We start from the raw sequence: 18,302 nt of genomic DNA on the forward strand, positions 1-18,302 counted from the left end.
GCGGTGTTGGCGACTCGGTCCTGCCCCTGCATCTTGCGCCGGCGCTTAGGCTATGCCTATGGCATTCGTTCCCCTTCACAACCACAGCGATTACAGCCTCCTGGATGGCGCATCTCAGCTGCCCCAGATGGTTGAGCGTGCCAAAGAGCTGGGAATGCCGGCACTGGCTCTGACGGACCATGGTGTGATGTATGGAGCCGTGGAGCTGCTGAAGCTCTGCAAGGGGGCGGGGATCAAGCCGATCATCGGCAATGAGATGTACGTCATCAATGGGTCCATTGATGACCCACAGCCCAAGAAGGAGCGGCGTTATCACCTGGTTGTGTTGGCGAAAAATGCTGTCGGCTATCGAAATCTCGTCAAGCTGACCAGCATCAGTCACCTGCGCGGCATGCGCGGTCGGGGAATTTTCTCCCGAGCCTGCATCGACAAGCACCTCCTCAAGCAGTACAGCGAGGGTCTGATCGTGGCAACCGCCTGTCTAGGCGGAGAGATTCCTCAGGCCATCATGCGTGAGAGACCCGATGTGGCCAGGGACGTGGCCCGGTGGTACCAGGAGGTGTTCGGAGAGGATTTTTATCTTGAGATCCAGGATCACGGCTCTCCCGAAGATCGCATTGTGAATGTGGAGATCGTCAAGATCGCGCAGGAGCTCGGTATTCAGGTGGTGGCCACCAACGATGCCCACTACCTGACCCGTCATGACGTGGAAGCCCATGACGCCCTCCTCTGCGTGCTCACGGGCAAGCTGATCAGCGACGAGAAACGCCTTCGTTACACAGGCACTGAATATCTCAAGAGTGAAGAGGAGATGGGCCGGTTGTTTGCCGATCACCTTGACCCTGCTGTGGTGCAGGAGGCCATTGCCAATACTGTGTCTGTGGCGGAGAAAGTTGAGGACTATGACATCCTCGGCCGCTATCAGATGCCCCGCTTCCCAATCCCTGAGGGGCATACGCCGGTCACCTACCTGCATGAGGTCACCGAGCAAGGTCTGCGTGATCGGCTTGGATTATCCAGCAACGACACGATCGAGGAGACCTACGCCGATCGTCTCGCCCATGAACTTCAGATCATGGAGCAGATGGGATTTCCCACCTACTTCCTTGTGGTGTGGGACTACATCCGTTTCGCCAGAGAGCAAGGTATTCCAGTCGGTCCTGGCCGCGGCTCGGCGGCTGGCTCGCTCGTGGCCTACGCCCTTGGAATCACCAATATCGACCCGGTGAGCAATGGCTTGCTGTTTGAGCGCTTCCTGAACCCAGAACGCAAGTCGATGCCTGATATCGACACCGACTTCTGCATTGAACGCCGGGGCGAGGTGATCGACTACGTCACGCGCCGTTACGGCGAGGAGAAAGTGGCGCAGATCATCACCTTCAACCGGATGACGTCGAAGGCTGTGCTCAAGGATGTGGCCAGGGTGCTGGATATTCCCTATGGCGACGCCGACCGGCTCGCGAAGCTCATCCCGGTGGTACGCGGAAAGCCAGCCAAGCTCAAGGCAATGATCGGCGATGAGTCGCCGAACCCCGAATTCAAGGAGAAATACGACAAGGACCCTGTGGTTCAACGCTGGGTTGATATGGCCATGCGCATTGAGGGCACCAACAAGACCTTTGGTGTGCACGCTGCCGGTGTGGTGATTGCCGCGGATCCCCTTGATGAGTTGGTCCCCCTGCAACGCAACAACGACGGTCAGGTGATCACCCAGTACTTCATGGAAGACGTGGAGTCCATGGGGCTCCTCAAAATGGATTTCCTGGGGCTCAAAAATCTCACGATGATCGACAAGACCCTTGAGCTTGTTGCTCAGAGCAGTGGGGAACGGATTGATCCCGACAAGCTCCCCCCTCAGGATCAGGGGACCTTTGATCTTCTGGCCCGCGGTGACCTGGAGGGCATTTTCCAGCTTGAGTCGACCGGGATGCGTCAGATCGTGCGCGATCTCAAACCGTCGTCACTGGAGGATATTTCTTCAATCCTGGCGCTGTATCGCCCTGGCCCTCTCGATGCCGGACTGATTCCCAAGTTCATCAACCGGAAGCATGGACGTGAGGCGATCGACTTCGCTCACAGCACCCTGGAGCCGATTCTCAGCGAAACCTACGGAATCATGGTGTATCAGGAGCAGATCATGCGCATCGCCCAGGATCTTGCGGGTTACTCCCTGGGGGAAGCTGACCTGCTGCGCCGGGCCATGGGCAAGAAAAAGGTGTCTGAGATGCAGAAACATCGGGGCATCTTTGTGAAGGGCGCCTCCGAGCGCGGTGTCGACGACAAGGTGGCCGATGAACTCTTCGACCAGATGGTGCTCTTCGCCGAATACTGCTTCAACAAGAGTCATTCCACGGCGTATGGGGCGGTGACCTATCAGACCGCTTATCTCAAAGCGCACTATCCGGTGGCGTACATGGCTGCGCTGCTGTCCGTGAATGCCGGTGCCAGTGACAAGGTGCAGCGTTATATCTCCAACTGCAACGCCATGGGCATTGAGGTGATGCCTCCGGATGTCAACGCATCGGGCACCGACTTCACCCCCCGCGATCAACGCATCCTGTTCGGCCTCTCCGCGGTACGCAATCTCGGCGACGGAGCGATCCGTGCTCTGATTCGTTCCCGAGAAGCGGATGGACCCTTTGAATCCCTCGCTGATCTGTGCGATCGCGTGCCTTCCAGCGTGATCAATCGCCGCAGCCTCGAATCACTGATTCATTGCGGTGCGATGGATGCCCTTGAGCCAGAGGCCAACCGTGCCCAGTTGATCGCCGATCTCGATCTGCTGCTCGACTGGGCGAATTCCCGTGCCCGGGATCGTGCCAGTGGTCAGGGCAATCTCTTCGATCTGATGGCAGGCTCTGCAGACGGGGATTCCGATGCTCCATCTGACCTGAGCCTGGCGCCCAAGGCTGCGCCGGTGAAGGACTATCACCCCAGCGAAAAGCTCAAGCTCGAGAAAGATCTGGTGGGTTTCTACCTTTCAGACCATCCGCTCAAGCAGCTCACCCCTCCGGCCCGACTGCTGGCACCGATCGGGCTTGCTGGTCTGGAGGAGCAAGCGGACAAGGCCAAGGTGAGCGCCATTGCCATGGTGAGCGAAATGCGTCAGGTGACGACGCGAAAGGGTGACCGCATGGCTGTGCTTCAGCTGGAAGATCTGACGGGCTCCTGTGAGGCAGTGGTCTTTCCCAAGAGCTATGCGCGGCTTGCGGATCATCTGCTTGTCGAAGCCCGCCTACTGGTTTGGGCTGCTGTTGATCGCCGCGATGAGCGTGTTCAGCTGATTGTGGATGACTGCCGTGCCATCGATGATTTGCGCCTCCTCATGGTGGAGCTGGATGCCGATCAGGCCAGTGATGTGGCTGTTCAGCACAAGCTGAGGGAGTGCCTGCAGGCGTACCGCCCCGATCAGGATGAACTCGGGGTGCGCGTTCCGGTGGTCGCCGCCGTCCGACGGGGATCGGATGTTCGCTACGTGCGGTTAGGTCCCCAATTCTGCGTCCGAGATGTTGCTGCTGCGCAAAAGCATCTGCTGGACAGCTCCTTCAGGGTCAGTTGCAGTGACCCCCTGTTGGTTTGAGATTGGGTCTGAAGACGAGGGATTGAAGCGAACGATTTCAGCTCTGCTTCTGGGCTCGGATCGAACTGCGCAGTCTCTGCAGGTTGGGTTTGATGTGCTCGATTCCAAGCAGAGTTCCGGGTTGGGGTTCCCAGCTCGCTGACAAAACGCCGTAACTCAGTCCAACAAGGCCAAGCAGAAAAAACAAGCCGGACGTGACCAGCGTGATTCCAGGCGGGATGTCAAGGATGCCTCGGCTCACCAGCACGTAGCTTCCGACAAACACGCCCATTCCCATCAAGGAAGGGAGTCCGGTCGCGATGGCCACCCTCCGAGCCATCCGATTGGCCACATCTTTGGGAATCGGCTGGTTGACCGAAGGAGTGGGTGCCGATCGGCGCGGTTCAAACGGCAGGGGATCGCGTCGTTCGGCCATGGCTCACGAAGAAACTGGAACCGCGGATTAGCCGCGGATGCCCAGTTTGGCGATCAGATCCGTGTACCGCTTCTCGCTCTTGTTACGCACATAGCCGAGCAGGCGCTTGCGACGGCCGATCATCTTCAGAAGACCCTGACGAGAGGAGAAGTCGTGAATGTTCTGCTGCAGGTGGCTGCTCAGCTTCGAGATGCGCTCTGTGAGCATGGCCACCTGAACCTCAGCCGATCCGGTGTCGGTGGCGTGGGTCTGATGAGCGTTGATCAGTTCTTGCTTTTCGGTGGTATCGAGCGACATGCGCGGCGTCTGGCCCTGACAGTGCAAACAAACAATTTACTCTGCCGTGGGCCCCTAGGCCGATTGGCTTAACCACTTCAGGCTTGCCCGTAACCAGGCGTCGCCGTCATCCTCTGCGGGCACGTCGGTCCCTGTTGCCACGGCACGCATGGCTCTGCGGATTTCCAGATCTTCGTAGCCAAGGGTTTCGAGGGTGATCTGAAGCTCCCTTAAGGATGTCTCCCCGAGGGGAATCTCCTTCACATCACTGCGATCCACGAGGGACAGGCTTGGTTCCTGCAACGGTGCCCAGGCACCGAGGCGATCACGCAGTTCCACCGCGATCCGCTCAGCGGTGCGTTTGCCAACACCTTGCGCCTGCGTGAGGCGTTTCAGGTCGCCATCAACGATGGCAGCCACGAGCTCTTCAACTCGGCAACAATCGAGTAACGCCAGGGCCATCTGCGGACCAACCCCATTGACGCCAACAAGGGTTCGGAACAGATCGCGTTCCTGTTGCTCGCAGAATCCGTACAAGGTGGATCCATCCTCCCGCTGCACTTGGTGCACCCAGAACGTGCAGGAGGTGCCATCCATCTGTCGGCTCTGATCCCTGGAGGTGAGCTGCACCTCGTAACCGACTCCGCCGCAGGCGATCACCACCCCACGACGACCACCTTGCTCCCAGCTCTGGATTCTTTCTCCCTGCAGCCAGCCGATCATGGGAGAGTGTCTGTTGAAGCCATGCTGCCTGATCTGTCCAGCCCGTTCTCCATGCCCGTTCCGTTTCGTCGCTGGCTCCGGATCGCGGTAACAGGCCTGCTTTATTTGGTAATGAGCATTGGGCTCTCTGCATGCGTGGCATCCGATCAACCTCCTCGCTCCGTTCTGCTGAGTGCGTTGGGCCAGCAGATCCAGCTCACGCAGACCTCCATCGCCCGTTCCCTTGATCTGGACGCTGGCGGTGTTCCCGAGGTGAGCAGGGTGCGGCTGGAAGATCAGGACGCGATCCGCATCGGTGAGCAGAAAGGCGTGCATCTCACCGGTCGCTTTGACTGGCGTCTGCCCGGTGACGCTGTCAAGGTGGATAGCGCCTTTGAGCTGTACCTCGAACGGGGTGAACGCGGTGAAAGCTGGCGTTTGGCGATTCCAAGCGGCTCTGATGACGGCGCATCGCAGGCCTGGATCACCTACCCCCTCGCCATCGACTGACGGGCGCTCAAGCTGATCAGCGTGGCTCCAAGAACACACAGTGCTCCAACAATCACGCTCCCAGTAACCGGCTCTGCGAAGAAGAGCACACCCCAGAGGGTCGCGAACACGACTTGGACATAGTTGATTGATGTGGCTCGGGCCGCTGGCATGGCTGCCAGCCCCTGGGTGAGCCAGATCTGCCCCATCTGGGTCATGAGACCGACCCCGACAAGCCAGACCCAGTCCATGCCGGTCGGGAGAACGAACCTGCCCACGAGCAGCGGCAGTGTGGCGGGCACAGAGACCAACGGGAAATAAAACACGATCACCAGCGGATGTTCCCTCCCGGACAGCTGACGCACGCTCACATAGGCCAGGGCTGTCATCAGGGCTCCACCGAGTCCGATCAGCGCTGCCACGGTCGGGAGTCCTGCCACGGACTGACCCATCCATTCGGGCTGGACCACCAGGATCACTCCGATCAGGCCGAGCACGATGGCCAGTCCGATGCGTTTGCGGATCGGTTCCTTGAGCAGAGCCCAGGCTGAGAGCGCCGTCAGCGTGGGATAGGTGTACTGAATCAGGGTCGCTGCCGCGAGGGGCAAACTCGCCAAGGCCTGGAAGAAGAGCAGCAGCGCGATGGTGCCGAGCGCCCCGCGCATCAGCAGGAGTCCTTTCTGATGCCCCCAGGGCGAGACGTTCACCTGCGCAAGCATCGTCAGGGTGATCGCAATGCTGATCAGTGATCGGATCAACACGATCTCCGCCACAGGCAAACGGCCCCCGAGGTGTTTCACGCAGACCGTCATCAGGCTGAAAGCCATTGCTGCACCCAGCAAAGAGGTGCAGGCTCTCCACTCTTGGGGTGACTGCGTTCCGCGGATCGCTGCCAGCAGGCTCCGCATCAACACGTCCGCAACCACTCCAACAACCTTGCCACCCGTAGGGACGAACGGTTTCCCTCGGCGGATTTCTCGTCGCAAGCGCCTGGGTCTTCCACAATGGGGTGATGGTGAGTGCCCGTCTGCATCCCCGAACCATTGAGGCCGTCAAGGAGCGTGCCGACATCGTTGATGTGGTGGGTGAGCACGTCGTGCTCAAAAAGAAGGGCAGAGAGTTTGTTGGGATCTGCCCCTTCCACGACGACAGCAAGCCGTCGATGACGGTGTCGCCGGCGAAGCAGTTTTACTACTGCTTCTCTTGCGGTGCGGGAGGAAACTCCATCAAGTTTCTGATGGAGTTTCAGCGCCAGAGCTTCAGCGATGTGGTGCTGGATCTGGCCCGTCGTTATCAATTGCCTGTGGAGACCGTCGATGGTCCCCAGCAGGAGCGGTTGAAGCAGCAGCTGTCGCGTCGGGACACGTTGCATCGGGTGCTGGCGTTGGCCGCTGGTTGGTTTCGGAGCCAGCTGAAGGTTGCATCCGGTGCTGATGCGCTGCGCTACTTGCAAGACAAGCGTGGACTCAGTGACGCCACTCTTGAGCAGTTTGAACTGGGTTATGCGCCGGATCAGTGGGATGGTCTGCTGAAGCACCTCCAGCAGATTGAGGGTCTGGATCCTGAGCATCTCGAAGCCGCAGGTCTGGTGGTGCCGAGAAAGGGCGGCAATGGCTTCTATGACCGTTTCAGGCATCGAGTGATGGTGCCGATCAAGGACCGTCAGGGCCGGGTGATCGGTTTCGGCGGCCGCAGTCTTGATGGCACCGAACCCAAATACCTCAACTCTCCGGAAACCGAGGTGTTTGAGAAGGGCAAGCACTTGTATGGCCTTGATCGGGCGGCATCCGCAATCCGCAAAGACGACCGTGCCGTTGTGGTGGAGGGTTACTTCGACGTGATCGCCCTGCATGCTGCGGGCGTGACCAACGCCGTGGCTTCCCTGGGGACGGCCTTGAGCAGCCAGCAGATCACCCAGTTGTGCCGCTGCTGCGATGGCAAGCGCATCGTGCTGAACTTCGATGCTGATGGTGCCGGCGTTCGCGCCGCCAATCGCGCCATCGGCGAGGTGGAACAGCTGGCCCTTCAGGGACAACTTGAGCTGCGTGTTCTTCACCTTCCTTCTGGAAAGGATCCCGATGAATTCCTCAAGGACCATGGCGCCGGTGACTACAGGGCCCTTCTGGATCAGGCGCCTCTCTGGCTCGACTGGCAGATCGAGCAGGTGCTGGAGGGACGAGATCTCAGCAAGGCCGACCAGTTCCAGCGTTCCGTTTCCGCCCTAGTGGAACTGCTGGGCAAGCTTCCTCAGTCGGCGATTCGCACCCATTACATCCAGCAAGTGTCCGAGCGCCTCAGCGGCGGTCAGGGGCGCTTGGCTCTTCAGCTGGAGGAAGACCTGCGTCAGCAGGTTCAGGGACAGCGCTGGCATGGACGCTCAGCCCGTCATGAGAAATCGGGGGAAGCGAGTCAGCGAGAGCGTTGTGAAGCGGAGATCCTGCGCCTGTACCTTCATTGCCCCTCACACCGTGGCTCGATCCGGCAGGAGCTGCGCAGGCGTGAACTCGAGGACTTCGCCTTGCAGCACCACCGTCTGCTCTGGTCGTGCCTCACGGAGCTGGAGGAAGGAAATCTTGGCAGTGTGCGCTTGGAATCCATCAGTCGCGGTGAGGATCGAGGCGATGACTTGGCTGATCTGGATCTGCCCCGCCTGCTCACCGATCAACTGCTTCTGGAAAACAGCAGCCTTGTGACACGCCTCACACCCCTGCTGGAGCCTGGCGAGCTTCAGAAGGTCGCCTTGTCCCGGCCGATGGAACAGCTGCGAGGAACGGCCGCCATGCTCGAGCGTCAGAAAAGCCACAAGCGCTGCCGCCACCTGCTTGAGGCCTGGGCCGGGCAGCGGCTTCAGACGCTTGAGCGTTGCATTGCCGTGCTGATCGATGAGGAGCGTGAGCAGCAACAGCCCCAAACCGTCGACATGGAGCAGCGGATTCAAGCAATGTTCGACGATCTCAATGCCGAAGCCCTGCGTTTTCAGGAGCTGTACTACAGCGAACGCCGCCACATCCTGCATCTGGATCAACAGCGCTGCGCTGGCTACGGCGACGGCATCTCTCCTGCGGACTCGGATGCATCGGCCATGAGCGCCTGAGTCAACCGTGTGATCTGCCATGCGTCGGCATGGTCGGAGTTCCGCTGGCGTCGCAGGCCGGGGAGAGTCAGTGTCAGATCCTTGCGTCAGCGACAATCTCAACGAACTCCTGAAAGCCTGATGGGTGTTTTCGAGCGCTTTCTCAGTCTGTGGGTCGCTTTGGCGATCAGCGCGGGCGTGGCACTCGGTGCAGCGGTTCCTGCCCTGCCGGAGGTGATCGCATCCCTTGAAGTGGCAGGGATCAACCTCCCGATCGCTCTGCTGATCTGGGGAATGATCTACCCGATGATGCTGGCGGTTGATTTCTCCGCGATCGGAGGTCTCAGCCGTCAACCGCGCGGTCTGCTCATCACCGTTGCGGTGAACTGGCTGATCAAGCCGCTCACGATGACAGCGCTGGCCTGGCTGTTCATCCGCGGCCTGTTCTCCCCCTGGATTCCCGCTGAACTCGGTGATCAGTACGTGGCCGGCATGATCCTGCTTGGCGTGGCCCCCTGCACCGCCATGGTGTTCGTCTGGAGCCGTCTCAGCGATGGAGACGCCAATTACACCCTGGTGCAGGTGGCGGTGAACGACCTGATCATGGTGTTTGCCTTCGGTCCGATTGCAGCCCTGCTGCTCGGCGTGAGTGAGGTTCTGGTCCCTTGGGACACCCTGATCGCGGCTGTCGGATTGTTTGTTGTGGTTCCGCTGGCGGCCGGTTGGCTGACCCGGGTCTTTCTGCAGTCTTCGACTCGCATCAGCAGGCTTGAGCATCGCCTTAAACCGCTCACCGTGGTGTGCCTCATCGGCACCGTGTTGCTCCTGTTCATGGTGCAGGCAGGATCGATCCTTGCGGACCCTCTGGCCATCGTGCTGATCGCCGTGCCTCTGATTTTGCAGACCTATCTGATCTTCTGGATCACGGCGCAGTGGATGCGGCTCTGGGGTCAGCCGCATGCCATTGCTGCACCGGGAGCCATGATCGGGGCTTCGAATTTCTTTGAGCTGGCTGTTGCCGTGGCGATCAGTCTGTTCGGTTTGCAGTCCGGTGCTGCCTTAGCCACTGTGGTGGGAGTTCTGGTGGAAGTGCCGGTCATGCTCTCGTTGGTGGCGATCGCCAACCGCAACCGTCGTCTGTTTCCTGTTTGAGATGTCTGAATTTTTCGAGGCGATCTGGCACGGGGAGGGCATCGGCGATGGCGGTGACCTGGAGGAAGCCCTTCAGGCTTACGTGGCGGTGAAGCCCGACGACAACGACTGGATCAAGGCCTGCGCAGCCGAAGGCGCTGACCCCCGCATCGATCGTTTCGCGTCTTTCGATGCCTACCTCGACAACGACGATGCCCTGGAAACCATTCCGGTGACGCCGCAGATGATTGTGGTGGCCATTGAGCAATTACCGGTCTGATGACGGGATCCTCAATTGATTTCAGTACCTGTGAGCCCGTCAATGGTCTCTGGCCTTCCCTGGTGGAGCGCTTGGGTCTCGAGAAGGCACAACGGGCTGCCCGTCAGGCCCTCGATCTGCAACGGATGTCGGGCCATGGCGGCACGCTTCCGGTGCTGTTCTGCGAAACCTGTGGACTGGCGTTGGCCAGTACCGATTCGCTGCGGGAGCAGACAGGGCTCAATGGCCATGGGGAGCACATGGTGCTTCTGTACAGCAGCCGTGCCCAGGAAGTGCAGCTGCTGCAGCACGCTTGAGTTCAATCCAGCTTGACCCCCAGCTGCATGGAGACGCTGTTGTTGATTTTCGGGCTCTGCAGTTCGTTGAAGATTGTCTGTCCGTTCAGTGACGTGAACAGTCTTTGATTCCCCATCGGAAAGATCTTGAGTGCCACTGAAAAGGTGTTGTTTGTGGCGATGCCGTTGACATAGGCGCCTGTGTAGCTGTTGGTGACAGTGACGCTCGCGATGGAACTGGGTTTCCACTCCAGCTGCGCTCTCGCGGTGCTGGCGGCAAAGGTCTGTCCGCAGATTGGATCTGCATCACATCCACGGCCTCCCCAGATCTGCTGAACCGAGGGGCCCACAGACACATTCAATGTTGTTGTTTTGTTTTTGATCAGGTCGTAGCCCAGGCCAGCGGATCCCACAAACACGTCGGTTCCGATCGTGTTGAGCGTGTCGTAATTGAAGGTGGTAGTTGCATAAGCGTTCAGGCGATTCCCCAACGCTCGCGTGTAACGCAGTTCGCCTTCGCCTTCATTGGTGTCCGTTGTGTTCGCTGTCTCTCCCTTGTCGCGTGTGACCTCGTAGGTGGCACGTCCTCTCACGCTCACACGGTCGGCGCCTTTGCTGTAGCTGGTGTTGAGCTGAAAGGTTCCACCTGCGGAGAGATCGTTGTCTGTGTTGTTCGCAGAGAGTCCTCCGGACACACTCAGACTCCATGGCTTTGCTGGTGGTTCGACGATCAGAGCCGTGGCCGGAATGCGCAGCCGACCGAGCACTGGATGCAGAAGAATGGTGATGGTTTCTGTGGTCTCCTCCGGAACCAGCACGCCCTTCAGCGTGTCTCCGTTCTTCAGTTTGAGCGTGACCTGTTCTTTCTTTGCCACTGGAGCAGCCAGTGCTGAATGTCCGAACAGCACAAGCGCTGCTGTGATGGGAAGTCTGCGCAGCACTTTCAAATCACTTTGGCGACTGCAGATCTTGTCACAACACTCCTGGTTCGCTGTGTTCCCTGATGCCTGATCATTCCCGCCATGACCGTTCTCCAGCTGATGATGGCCTCTATTTGGTCCCCTACTGGGTGCAAGGCGGACGATTCTGGATCGTGATCCTGGCTGTGCTCCTTTGCGGCGGAGTGATCCTGCCGTTTTCAGCTGCCTGGTTCGGGCGTCGTGCGTTCTCCAGCGGCTTTGGCTACGGAGCGGCGGCCACGTTCTGTTCGCTGGTCAGAGACGACAAGGTGCTGTCCCCTGATGCAGCGGTGGAACAACTCAAGACGTTGAAGACCAGTTTCTCCCGAACTGGTGCGATTGATGCGCGTCATTTTCAAGACGGAGTCAGTCAGGTGGTCGCCTCCCTCGGTGATTGCGCGTTCCTCTCCCGTGGGTGACGCCAGGTTCAGGCTTGGACCACCGGCACATCGCTCAGGCGCGTGGTGGCGGCGCGGCCGAGCTGCCCACGCCGCATCGCCCAGCCCGGATGCAGGCCGCAGGCGGCCCACTGAATGGTTCCCCGCCCATGCCGCTGGTTGAGCTGGTCGATGGTGCGCATCAGCACCTCCCGGCGTGCCTGGTCCACAGCGCTGCAGGGCACCAGCAGATGGTGCTGCAGTTGCTCGGTGCCCTGCAGGTGCTGCATGAGGACTCCGGCCTTCGCCAATTGCCGATGGGGTTGAAAGATGCGCTCCACCAGGGGAAGGGCTGCCTGCAGCAGCACCTGGGTGTCGTTGCTTGGCAGGTCGAGAGAGGTGCTGGCGCTCCGGCTGTAGAAGGCGGGCACGAACGGGCTGGTGCGGGTGTACACACTCAGGGCCGCGGCCCGTTGATTCTGTCGGCGTAATTTCTCGGCCGCTCGCACCACATAGGTGGCTACGGCTTCACGCAGCTCCTCCACACAGGTGACCGGCCGACTGAAGCTGCGGCTGACGCAGGTTTCCTGTTTGGGTGCCGGGATGAGATCGAGGGGGAGACAGGCGTGACCCTGCAGCTCGCGTTGCAGGCGTACTCCCACGACGCCTGCCTTGGCCCGCAGCGGACCGCTGGCCATGTCGCGCAGCTCGCGGGCATTGCGCACGCCTCGCAGTCGGCACCAGTGGGCCAGCTTGCGGCCGATTCCCCACACATCCTCGATGGCGATCGTCTCCAGCCAGCGATCCCCGTCGCCGCAGTCTCCGAGATCGAACAGGCCGGCATGGCTGGCCTCCACCTTCGCCAGTCGGTTCGCGAGCTTCGCCTGGCCTTTGCTCGCTCCCAGTCCGATGGCGATCGGCAGCCCCAGATTGCGCCGTGCCAGGGCCCGCATGCGTCGGCCCCAGGGTCGTAGATCGCCATCAGCAGGACGGCTGATGCGGGCGAAGGCTTCATCGATGGAATACACCTCGAGCTCTTCCACCTGGCTTTCCAGCAGACTCATCAGCCGCTGGCTCATGTCGGCGTAGAGGGCGTAGTTGGAGCTTCGCACCACCACTCCCTGGGCTTCCAGGTCCTGCTTCGCCTTGAAATAGGGGGTGCCCATAGCGATGCCGAGGGCCCGGGCTTCGGCGCTGCGGGCCACGATGCAGCCGTCGTTGTTCGACAGCACCACGACGGGGCGTCCCAGCAGGGCCGGATCGAGGCTCTGTTCGCAGGAGGCATAGAAATTGTTGGCATCGATCAGGGCGGTGACCCGGCTCATGGTGCTTAGAGGGGGTGAATCACATGGATGGCGACGCCCCAGATCTGCATGTCGCCGCAGTCCTCCAGTTCCAGGGGGGGATAGTCGGGATTGGCGGCCTCCAGCCGTAGTCGACCGCGATGGCGTGCCAGTCGCTTGAGTGTGAAACCGCCATCGAGCACCGCCACGACCACTCGACCCGGCCTGGGGTCGAGGCTGCGGTCCACCACCAACAGATCGCCGTCATGAATGCCGGCGCCGGTCATGGAATCACCGCTCACTCTCAGAAAAAATGTGCTGCTGGGATGGCGGATCAGCTGGTCGTTGAGATCGATTCCCACCTCCACGTAATCGTCCGCGGGGGAGGGAAAGCCCGCAGCCACCCGTTCGCAGGCCAGGGGCAGGTGGAGCGGACGCCGCTGGGAACACAGGGGCTGTGGCAACTGGCCGAAGGAGCGATCGAACGCCACAGAGACGAAACGAGCAAATCAGACTTCTAGGTTAGTACAGGCGTTCTAATTGTCTGCGCTTGGGTGTTGCCCCAGGGTCTGGCAGATGCATGCAGCAAGCCCGGCGGCAATCAGCGCCTGAGCCTGGGCATCGAAGTGAACGCCGTCCAGGGTGGAGGGATTGGCGACGGGCTGCACGTCGAAACAGGCCACGTCGAGTTCAGCGGCCAGTTGGCAGTAGTGCTCTGCCAGTGCCTGGGATTTGAGCTCAGCGCCCTCGAACCCCCAGGTCAGCGACTGGGGAGTGATCCGGATGGCCGGTGGTGTCATCAAAATGATCCGCGGAGACGTAGGCGGATCAAGGCGGGGGCCGCAGTTCAGGGCTCTGCGGGTGTCATGGATCAGGATGCGAGCGCCTGCCGTGATCTGCTCGGCGGAGAGATTGAGATAGCCCTTGCAGTCATTGCAACCCAGCGCAAGGATCACCACATCAATCGGTTTGTGGCTGTGGAGAGCGGTCATGAGGCCTGATCGGCCGCTGCAGCTGTAGTCGCCGCCGTAGTTCGCGGTACCGATGGCATCGTCGTGCAGCCATGTACGGGAATTGAGTCCTTCCTCGACGGTCCGCCAAGGCAGGTCGGGCCTGGTTTGGTTGAGAGCACGCTCCAGCTGATTCGGCCACCGTGTTGGCTGCGGAAAGCGTCCGCTGCCGTCCGGGTTGAATCCCCAGGTGTTGGAATCGCCGAAACAGAGAATGGTTCGAGGATCCTGGATGGTTGCTGTCATGGAGGGCGAGGACACGCGTTGCTTCAGTTCAGCGACACCCGGTAGGCGGTGCCAATGCGGTTCCGATCAGTGAGGATGCCCGGATTGCGGACACACCCATGGCTGAGTCTCCCTATCTCATAGCTCTGGCCCTGATTGAACAGGGAGGGGCCCGAGCTCTCCCCCTTGCGGGTCGTTCACTCAAGGCCGATGAAGCCGTTGCCGATCAGCCAACACAAGCGGCCCACGGCCTGGCTCTGGAGCTGTTGCTGCGCGTCTGGCAACGCAGTGAAAACGGCCCCTTGAAGCGAGCCTGCGGGGTGGAGAGCCTGCTGCTGGTGGAGCTGGCGATGGAGCGTTTGCCCGAGGACCTTCCAGCGTTGAAAGCAGCCTGGTTGAACAGTGGCGATACCGCGGCGTTCCACGCCGGCCTACGGGCGATGGGTGGACGTGCCTGGACGATGAGTATCGCCAAATTCCAGCCGGTAACCCTGACGCCCTGGACTGTTTAGTTGCCAGGGATCTGCTGGGGACCGTTCATGACTACTCATGCCCGGTGGTATGGGCTCCCTTGAAGAATGGCCTGCGCCCGGAACAGCTGCTCGAGCAACAGCAGCCGAGCGAGTTCATGGGGGAAAGTCATTGGTGAGAGGCTCAGCTGCCAGCGGGCTGCAGCTTTGAGCTCATCGGTGAGTCCATCGGCGCCGCCGATCACAAAAGCCAGGCGTTCATTGCCCAGACGCTCGAGCCGTTGAGCGAAAGGGATCGAAGCCAGTGGTGTGCCTTGCTCCATCAACATCACCGGCCATTCATCTGCTCGCAGCGTGGAGCGGATCGCCTCCGCTTCCTTCTCGGGTGTGCTGTCTTTGAGTTCCACCACCTGGAGGCCCTGGAGGCGTTTGAGGTAGAGGGCCACCCCTTCTTGGACCCAGCCCTTGCGCACCTTCCCAACAGCGATGATCCGGCAGCGGGAGATGTTCATGCCGCGTCGTCGAGAATCCAGGTGTCCTTGAGGCTGCCGCCGCGGTTCAGATTCACGATCGAGGAGCCAGGGGGCGCCACGCGAGTGAGCGCTCCTGGACGCACGGGCAGATTTTGTCCGTTTTGTAGGAGAAACAGCCGGTTCTGATCGCCATGCAGATCCTCTGGAGAGGCCAGTGAAATTCCCATGGATTCAGCCAGAAAGCGGTGCTCACTGATCTCGGTACTGACGGCGCTGGGGGTGAGCAACACGATCAGTGGATCATCCTGATGGGGGCAGAGCTGATGCAGAGCATTGCGAAGCAGCTGCAGACCCTGCTGAACGGGCCGAGGTGAATGGGCTGAGTTCTGGGGCAGTCCGGCCGCCAAGGAGGCTTCTCGGATACGGACGGCGTAGCCATGGCCTCAGCCGGCGTCATCGTCTTCGAGCAAGAGCTGTCCGAACGCCACATACAGGCTTTCCTCTTCGCTGCCGGGCGTCACGGCCGGGCGTCGAGGACGGGTGTTTTTTCCCGGGCCGGCGTTGCGGGCTGGCGTTGGGGCCGAAGAGAGACCCCCCTCTTGGGGTGAGTTGTGTGCTGCTCCCCGCGTCTGTTGCCGGGATTCCGCCTCGGCTTTGGTCTCCGCTTGGCGAAGACGATCCAAGAGGTGCTCTGGAACGGTTCCATCGCCGCTGACGTTCATCAGTTCATGGAAGAGAGCCTGGGGATTCTCTTCTGTTTCCACCTTGTGGAGCCGCTCGCTGGCGCGAGGGGCCTCACTGGGCTTGTCAGCGGGGGTCGGCAGCGATTGCGGCAATTCCCGGCCCAGTTTCTTCAGTCGTTCGAGGCTGCGAGGGTCAAAGCTCATCAGCAGCCCAGGGTGTCGCGGGTGTCCCGTCCGGTCACGGGGTTGGTGCCCTCAGCCGCTGCGCAGAGGGTTTTGAGCACATCCCCTCTTAGGGGCACATTGGTGAAATCAGCGCCGCTGATCGTCACATCGATGAAACGGGTGTTGAACGCGAAGGCGTCTTCCAGAACGGCATCGGTGAGATCCGTGCCGTTGAGCACGGCGGAATCCAGCGTGGCGTCGCGGAGATTGGTGCGGCTGAGGTTGGCGTCCTGCAGCTTGGCGCCGTACAAGCTGGCTCCTTGCAGGTCACTACCCGAGAGATCAGCCTCGCGCAGGTTGGTGAGGTTGAAGGTCACCCCCTGCATCTCCCGGTTGGCGAAATCAGCTCCGATCAGCACCTGTTTGGCGTAATCCATCGCTGCCTCAGCGGAGGGAAGCAGCAGGCCGAACACCAGCAACAAGGCAAGCACTGGAGCCAGCAGACAGCGTTGCATCATTGAAATCAAGGCGTAAAACCAGACTAAGCGGGATGGGCCTTGGACATTCACGCCTGGGAGCCCATATCGAGACCGTCATCCCTCAGGCGTGAACGATCCGCGCTGTCTTCTGATGGCGTCTTCAAGCCGTTCAAGCCGCTCCTCGCGGGACCCCCAAAGTTCGATCAGTTGTGGAGCGTTCTGCGTTGGCATCACATTGAATCGCTTGTCGCGATAAATCTGTTTGAAAATGGCATCAACTTCACTGCGGTAAGGGAGATCAATAGGGCGAATGCCATCGTCTTCCATCTCCACCGGCCATCGCTCGCTGATGGGTATGAAAACGATCAGGTCAAGGTTTTGAAGTGTGTCTCTCACCCTGGGAACCATGGCTTCAACGAATTCATTGTTGATATCAGTCGTGCCGTAGTCCGCTGTGTACTGCGAGTAAGCGATGTAATCCACTGGTGCGCGATCGAAAATCACGCATTCGTTTCTGGATCCATAGGCATTGACTCGGCTGGCGTTGTAATACAACTGAATGCCGTTATGCAAACGATTGCATTCCTGGCGAAATTGAATGTCATAGCCCTCGTTGTGAAGGGCTCGAAACGGTTCTTCTTCGCGAATGTAATGAGGATTGCGTTTCACCCAGTCCCAGACCAATGTGCTTTTCCCCTGGGAATGGGCTCCGCTGATGGCGATTCGCACGAGCATCTGGCGCCTCTGAGCTGTTCTAGCGCTGCAACATTGCGGGGAATGCTTCAGATCAGATCTCTCCTGATTGCATGAAGGCAAGGTTGAGCACTGCATCGTCGGGCCTCTGGGCTGAGGCACGGGCACTGGATCTTCTGCAAACCCGTGGTTGGGTCCTGCTGCATCAGCGTTGGTGCTGCCGTTACGGGGAAATTGATCTGCTCATGTGCAAACACAGTGGGAAGACATCCCGCTTGTTGGCGGTTGAGGTGAAGGGGCGCCGGCGCTGCGGACCAGATGGCTGGGGACAAGCGGCTTTGAATACGCAGAAGCGACGTCGCCTGGCCCGAACCCTGAACTGTTGGTTCGCCTTCAACCCTGAATACGCAACGAGTCAGCTGGAAGTGGTTCTTGCATTGGTTCCACTGCCCCCGAGCCATCGGGCGGTGCGTTGGCTCAGTGTTACGGATCTCAGTGCAACGGGTTGAAACGCCAAGAGACAACGAAATCCCAGCAGCAAGGCTTCAATCCTTCCGCCTGTCTGCGCAGAGGACCCTGATCCGCGTCAGCACCTCTGCCAATCCCTCATCGCTTCGATTCACCACCACATCCGCCTCTTCCTTGAGAGGTTTGATGAAGCGTTGTTCACCAGGAATCATCTGCCTGAGCACTTGCCTCAGCACAGAGATCACCGTTCTCTGTCGCTCTCGGGTGTCCCGTCGCAGACGGCGCAGCACTCTCATCGGAAGTGATTCCTCCACATAGATCAACAGATCAGGGGGCACTTCCTCAAAAAGCAGCTGAGGTCCGAAGGCTCCTTCTAGAAGCACCACGTCGACTGCATCATCGACCTTGTCTTCGACTGGGGTCCAAAGCACGGCACGGGTGCCCATGTCGTACCGACGGCGATGTTTCAGTTGTCCTAAGCGCAGCGCGTTCAAATCGTTGATCAGGCTGTCGACGTCGATGGCATCCACCGTGTCGAAGCCGTACAACGGGTCTGGGATCCAATGCTCGCTGTAATAGTCGTCGCAACCAATCACGACCGCTTGAATGCCTTCGTTCTGGAGTGCCGCAGCCAGCAAACCAGAAAACACCGTTTTCCCTGCTGCAGAAGGACCGCAGATACAGATCAAAGGCGTCTGAGAGCCTTCCAGAAGTCGACCTTCGGCAGAAGTTCATTGTGAAGGCCCGACCAGGATCAGTCAGGAGGCGCAGACCTGCTGATGCACAGTGAACGGAT

At 60.0% G+C, this 18,302-nt stretch carries 22 protein-coding genes and 1 pseudogene; 9 read left to right on the plus strand and 14 right to left on the minus strand.

Annotation, left to right across the window (positions count from 1 at the left end; translation table 11 throughout):
• Positions 1 to 58 precede the first annotated feature (58 nt).
• Positions 59 to 3,580, plus strand: a complete 3,522-nt coding sequence (locus tag WH7805_RS01800) for a DNA polymerase III subunit alpha (protein ID WP_006041223.1) — start codon at positions 59 to 61, stop codon at positions 3,578 to 3,580.
• Between the two features lie 37 nt (positions 3,581 to 3,617).
• On the opposite strand, the gene WH7805_RS01805 is transcribed toward WH7805_RS01800, so the two are convergent.
• Genes WH7805_RS01805 through ruvA form a run of 3 tightly spaced genes read right to left on the minus strand, consistent with a single transcriptional unit; the run spans position 3,618 to position 4,994 of the window.
• Positions 3,618 to 3,995 carry a PAM68 family protein gene (locus WH7805_RS01805; RefSeq protein ID WP_006041224.1) on the minus strand — a complete coding sequence of 126 codons (378 nt, stop codon included), beginning with the start codon at positions 3,993 to 3,995 and terminating at the stop codon, positions 3,618 to 3,620.
• 27 nt (positions 3,996 to 4,022) lie between these two features.
• Positions 4,023 to 4,292 (minus strand): 30S ribosomal protein S15, encoded by a 270-nt coding sequence (gene rpsO, locus WH7805_RS01810; protein WP_006041225.1) that lies wholly within the window; start codon positions 4,290 to 4,292, stop codon positions 4,023 to 4,025.
• 54 nt (positions 4,293 to 4,346) lie between these two features.
• Positions 4,347 to 4,994 (minus strand): Holliday junction branch migration protein RuvA, encoded by a 648-nt coding sequence (gene ruvA / locus WH7805_RS01815; protein ID WP_006041226.1) that lies wholly within the window; start codon positions 4,992 to 4,994, stop codon positions 4,347 to 4,349.
• 21 nt (positions 4,995 to 5,015) lie between these two features.
• On the opposite strand from ruvA, the gene WH7805_RS01820 reads away from it, so the two are divergent.
• Positions 5,016 to 5,483, plus strand: a complete 468-nt coding sequence (locus tag WH7805_RS01820; RefSeq protein ID WP_006041227.1) for a hypothetical protein — start codon at positions 5,016 to 5,018, stop codon at positions 5,481 to 5,483.
• On the opposite strand, the gene WH7805_RS01825 is transcribed toward WH7805_RS01820, so the two are convergent.
• Positions 5,462 to 6,370 carry a DMT family transporter gene (locus WH7805_RS01825; RefSeq protein ID WP_038004258.1) on the minus strand — a complete coding sequence of 303 codons (909 nt, stop codon included), beginning with the start codon at positions 6,368 to 6,370 and terminating at the stop codon, positions 5,462 to 5,464. The two genes, WH7805_RS01820 and WH7805_RS01825, sit on opposite strands and share 22 nt — an antisense overlap.
• Before the next feature lie 104 nt (positions 6,371 to 6,474).
• On the opposite strand from WH7805_RS01825, the gene dnaG reads away from it, so the two are divergent.
• From dnaG to WH7805_RS01845, 4 genes are all read left to right on the plus strand, one after another.
• Positions 6,475 to 8,556, plus strand: coding sequence for a DNA primase (dnaG, locus tag WH7805_RS01830; RefSeq protein ID WP_006041229.1), 2,082 nt, complete (start codon positions 6,475 to 6,477; stop codon positions 8,554 to 8,556).
• A gap of 120 nt (positions 8,557 to 8,676) precedes the next feature.
• The gene (gene arsB, locus WH7805_RS01835) at positions 8,677 to 9,687 is read left to right on the plus strand and encodes an ACR3 family arsenite efflux transporter (RefSeq protein ID WP_006041230.1); all 1,011 of its coding nucleotides are present in this window, start codon (positions 8,677 to 8,679) and stop codon (positions 9,685 to 9,687) included.
• 1 nt (position 9,688) lies between these two features.
• On the plus strand, positions 9,689 to 9,946 hold the full coding sequence (locus tag WH7805_RS01840) for a hypothetical protein (protein WP_006041231.1): 258 nt from the start codon (positions 9,689 to 9,691) through the stop codon (positions 9,944 to 9,946).
• Entirely contained in the window at positions 9,946 to 10,242 is a 297-nt protein-coding gene (locus tag WH7805_RS01845) for a hypothetical protein (protein WP_006041232.1), read from the plus strand. The genes WH7805_RS01840 and WH7805_RS01845 overlap by 1 nt, the downstream gene beginning before the upstream one ends.
• Positions 10,243 to 10,244: 2 nt before the next feature.
• Here WH7805_RS01845 and WH7805_RS01850 read toward each other — a convergent pair whose 3' ends face one another.
• The gene (locus WH7805_RS01850; RefSeq protein WP_006041233.1) at positions 10,245 to 11,162 is read right to left on the minus strand and encodes a DUF481 domain-containing protein; all 918 of its coding nucleotides are present in this window, start codon (positions 11,160 to 11,162) and stop codon (positions 10,245 to 10,247) included.
• Between the two features lie 62 nt (positions 11,163 to 11,224).
• On the opposite strand from WH7805_RS01850, the gene WH7805_RS01855 reads away from it, so the two are divergent.
• Entirely contained in the window at positions 11,225 to 11,599 is a 375-nt protein-coding gene (locus WH7805_RS01855) for a hypothetical protein (protein WP_006041234.1), read from the plus strand.
• Between the two features lie 8 nt (positions 11,600 to 11,607).
• Here the strand turns inward: WH7805_RS01855 and WH7805_RS01860 are convergent, their stop codons facing one another.
• The 3 genes from WH7805_RS01860 to WH7805_RS01870 are packed head-to-tail and all read right to left on the minus strand — an operon-like array spanning position 11,608 to position 14,096.
• Complete coding sequence (locus WH7805_RS01860; RefSeq protein ID WP_006041235.1) at positions 11,608 to 12,882, minus strand: Y-family DNA polymerase; 1,275 nt, start codon at positions 12,880 to 12,882, stop codon at positions 11,608 to 11,610.
• 5 nt (positions 12,883 to 12,887) lie between these two features.
• A complete protein-coding gene (locus WH7805_RS01865) occupies positions 12,888 to 13,331 on the minus strand; it encodes a LexA family transcriptional regulator (protein WP_006041236.1) in 444 nt (147 codons plus the stop codon).
• Between the two features lie 45 nt (positions 13,332 to 13,376).
• Positions 13,377 to 14,096, minus strand: a complete 720-nt coding sequence (locus tag WH7805_RS01870; RefSeq protein ID WP_006041237.1) for an SGNH/GDSL hydrolase family protein — start codon at positions 14,094 to 14,096, stop codon at positions 13,377 to 13,379.
• A gap of 98 nt (positions 14,097 to 14,194) precedes the next feature.
• On the opposite strand from WH7805_RS01870, the gene WH7805_RS01875 reads away from it, so the two are divergent.
• Positions 14,195 to 14,587 carry a hypothetical protein gene (locus WH7805_RS01875; RefSeq protein WP_006041238.1) on the plus strand — a complete coding sequence of 131 codons (393 nt, stop codon included), beginning with the start codon at positions 14,195 to 14,197 and terminating at the stop codon, positions 14,585 to 14,587.
• Positions 14,588 to 14,622: 35 nt separating this feature from the next.
• Here WH7805_RS01875 and WH7805_RS01880 read toward each other — a convergent pair whose 3' ends face one another.
• The 5 genes and pseudogenes from WH7805_RS01880 to WH7805_RS01900 form a co-directional block, all read right to left on the minus strand.
• Complete coding sequence (locus tag WH7805_RS01880; protein WP_006041239.1) at positions 14,623 to 15,057, minus strand: 23S rRNA (pseudouridine(1915)-N(3))-methyltransferase RlmH; 435 nt, start codon at positions 15,055 to 15,057, stop codon at positions 14,623 to 14,625.
• A pseudogene (locus tag WH7805_RS01885) lies at positions 15,054 to 15,449 on the minus strand (circularly permuted type 2 ATP-grasp protein); the annotation flags it as partial. The pseudogene WH7805_RS01885 and the gene WH7805_RS01880, both read right to left, overlap by 4 nt.
• A gap of 12 nt (positions 15,450 to 15,461) precedes the next feature.
• Positions 15,462 to 15,905 (minus strand): hypothetical protein, encoded by a 444-nt coding sequence (locus tag WH7805_RS01890; RefSeq protein WP_006041241.1) that lies wholly within the window; start codon positions 15,903 to 15,905, stop codon positions 15,462 to 15,464.
• The gene (locus tag WH7805_RS01895) at positions 15,905 to 16,381 is read right to left on the minus strand and encodes a pentapeptide repeat-containing protein (protein ID WP_038004901.1); all 477 of its coding nucleotides are present in this window, start codon (positions 16,379 to 16,381) and stop codon (positions 15,905 to 15,907) included. The genes WH7805_RS01890 and WH7805_RS01895 overlap by 1 nt, the downstream gene beginning before the upstream one ends.
• Before the next feature lie 78 nt (positions 16,382 to 16,459).
• Positions 16,460 to 17,080 carry an AAA family ATPase gene (locus WH7805_RS01900; RefSeq protein ID WP_006041243.1) on the minus strand — a complete coding sequence of 207 codons (621 nt, stop codon included), beginning with the start codon at positions 17,078 to 17,080 and terminating at the stop codon, positions 16,460 to 16,462.
• 71 nt (positions 17,081 to 17,151) lie between these two features.
• On the opposite strand from WH7805_RS01900, the gene WH7805_RS01905 reads away from it, so the two are divergent.
• Positions 17,152 to 17,547: a YraN family protein gene (locus WH7805_RS01905; protein WP_006041244.1), complete on the plus strand. Its 396-nt coding sequence runs from the start codon at positions 17,152 to 17,154 to the stop codon at positions 17,545 to 17,547.
• A gap of 36 nt (positions 17,548 to 17,583) precedes the next feature.
• Here WH7805_RS01905 and WH7805_RS01910 read toward each other — a convergent pair whose 3' ends face one another.
• Positions 17,584 to 18,195 (minus strand): nucleoside kinase, encoded by a 612-nt coding sequence (locus tag WH7805_RS01910; protein WP_071933666.1) that lies wholly within the window; start codon positions 18,193 to 18,195, stop codon positions 17,584 to 17,586.
• Positions 18,196 to 18,302 lie beyond the last annotated feature (107 nt).

The sequence above is a fragment of the Synechococcus sp. WH 7805 genome (genome assembly GCF_000153285.1).
Taxonomy (GTDB): domain Bacteria; phylum Cyanobacteriota; class Cyanobacteriia; order PCC-6307; family Cyanobiaceae; genus Synechococcus_C.

Coding starts and splice junctions, on each gene's coding strand:
- WH7805_RS01870 (WP_006041237.1), bottom strand. CDS start 14,096: ATGACAGCAACCATCCAGGATCCTCGAACCATTCTCTGTTTCGGCGAT.
- dnaG (WP_006041229.1), top strand. CDS start 6,475: ATGGTGAGTGCCCGTCTGCATCCCCGAACCATTGAGGCCGTCAAGGAG.
- WH7805_RS01905 (WP_006041244.1), top strand. CDS start 17,152: ATGAAGGCAAGGTTGAGCACTGCATCGTCGGGCCTCTGGGCTGAGGCA.
- WH7805_RS01820 (WP_006041227.1), top strand. CDS start 5,016: ATGCTGCCTGATCTGTCCAGCCCGTTCTCCATGCCCGTTCCGTTTCGT.
- WH7805_RS01800 (WP_006041223.1), top strand. CDS start 59: ATGGCATTCGTTCCCCTTCACAACCACAGCGATTACAGCCTCCTGGAT.
- WH7805_RS01900 (WP_006041243.1), bottom strand. CDS start 17,080: ATGCTCGTGCGAATCGCCATCAGCGGAGCCCATTCCCAGGGGAAAAGC.
- WH7805_RS01840 (WP_006041231.1), top strand. CDS start 9,689: ATGTCTGAATTTTTCGAGGCGATCTGGCACGGGGAGGGCATCGGCGAT.
- WH7805_RS01890 (WP_006041241.1), bottom strand. CDS start 15,905: ATGAGCTTTGACCCTCGCAGCCTCGAACGACTGAAGAAACTGGGCCGG.
- WH7805_RS01880 (WP_006041239.1), bottom strand. CDS start 15,057: ATGAACATCTCCCGCTGCCGGATCATCGCTGTTGGGAAGGTGCGCAAG.
- arsB (WP_006041230.1), top strand. CDS start 8,677: ATGGGTGTTTTCGAGCGCTTTCTCAGTCTGTGGGTCGCTTTGGCGATC.
- WH7805_RS01895 (WP_038004901.1), bottom strand. CDS start 16,381: ATGCAACGCTGTCTGCTGGCTCCAGTGCTTGCCTTGTTGCTGGTGTTC.
- WH7805_RS01825 (WP_038004258.1), bottom strand. CDS start 6,370: ATGCGGAGCCTGCTGGCAGCGATCCGCGGAACGCAGTCACCCCAAGAG.
- rpsO (WP_006041225.1), bottom strand. CDS start 4,292: ATGTCGCTCGATACCACCGAAAAGCAAGAACTGATCAACGCTCATCAG.
- WH7805_RS01845 (WP_006041232.1), top strand. CDS start 9,946: ATGACGGGATCCTCAATTGATTTCAGTACCTGTGAGCCCGTCAATGGT.
- WH7805_RS01855 (WP_006041234.1), top strand. CDS start 11,225: ATGCCTGATCATTCCCGCCATGACCGTTCTCCAGCTGATGATGGCCTC.
- WH7805_RS01860 (WP_006041235.1), bottom strand. CDS start 12,882: ATGAGCCGGGTCACCGCCCTGATCGATGCCAACAATTTCTATGCCTCC.
- ruvA (WP_006041226.1), bottom strand. CDS start 4,994: ATGATCGGCTGGCTGCAGGGAGAAAGAATCCAGAGCTGGGAGCAAGGT.
- WH7805_RS01875 (WP_006041238.1), top strand. CDS start 14,195: ATGGCTGAGTCTCCCTATCTCATAGCTCTGGCCCTGATTGAACAGGGA.
- WH7805_RS01805 (WP_006041224.1), bottom strand. CDS start 3,995: ATGGCCGAACGACGCGATCCCCTGCCGTTTGAACCGCGCCGATCGGCA.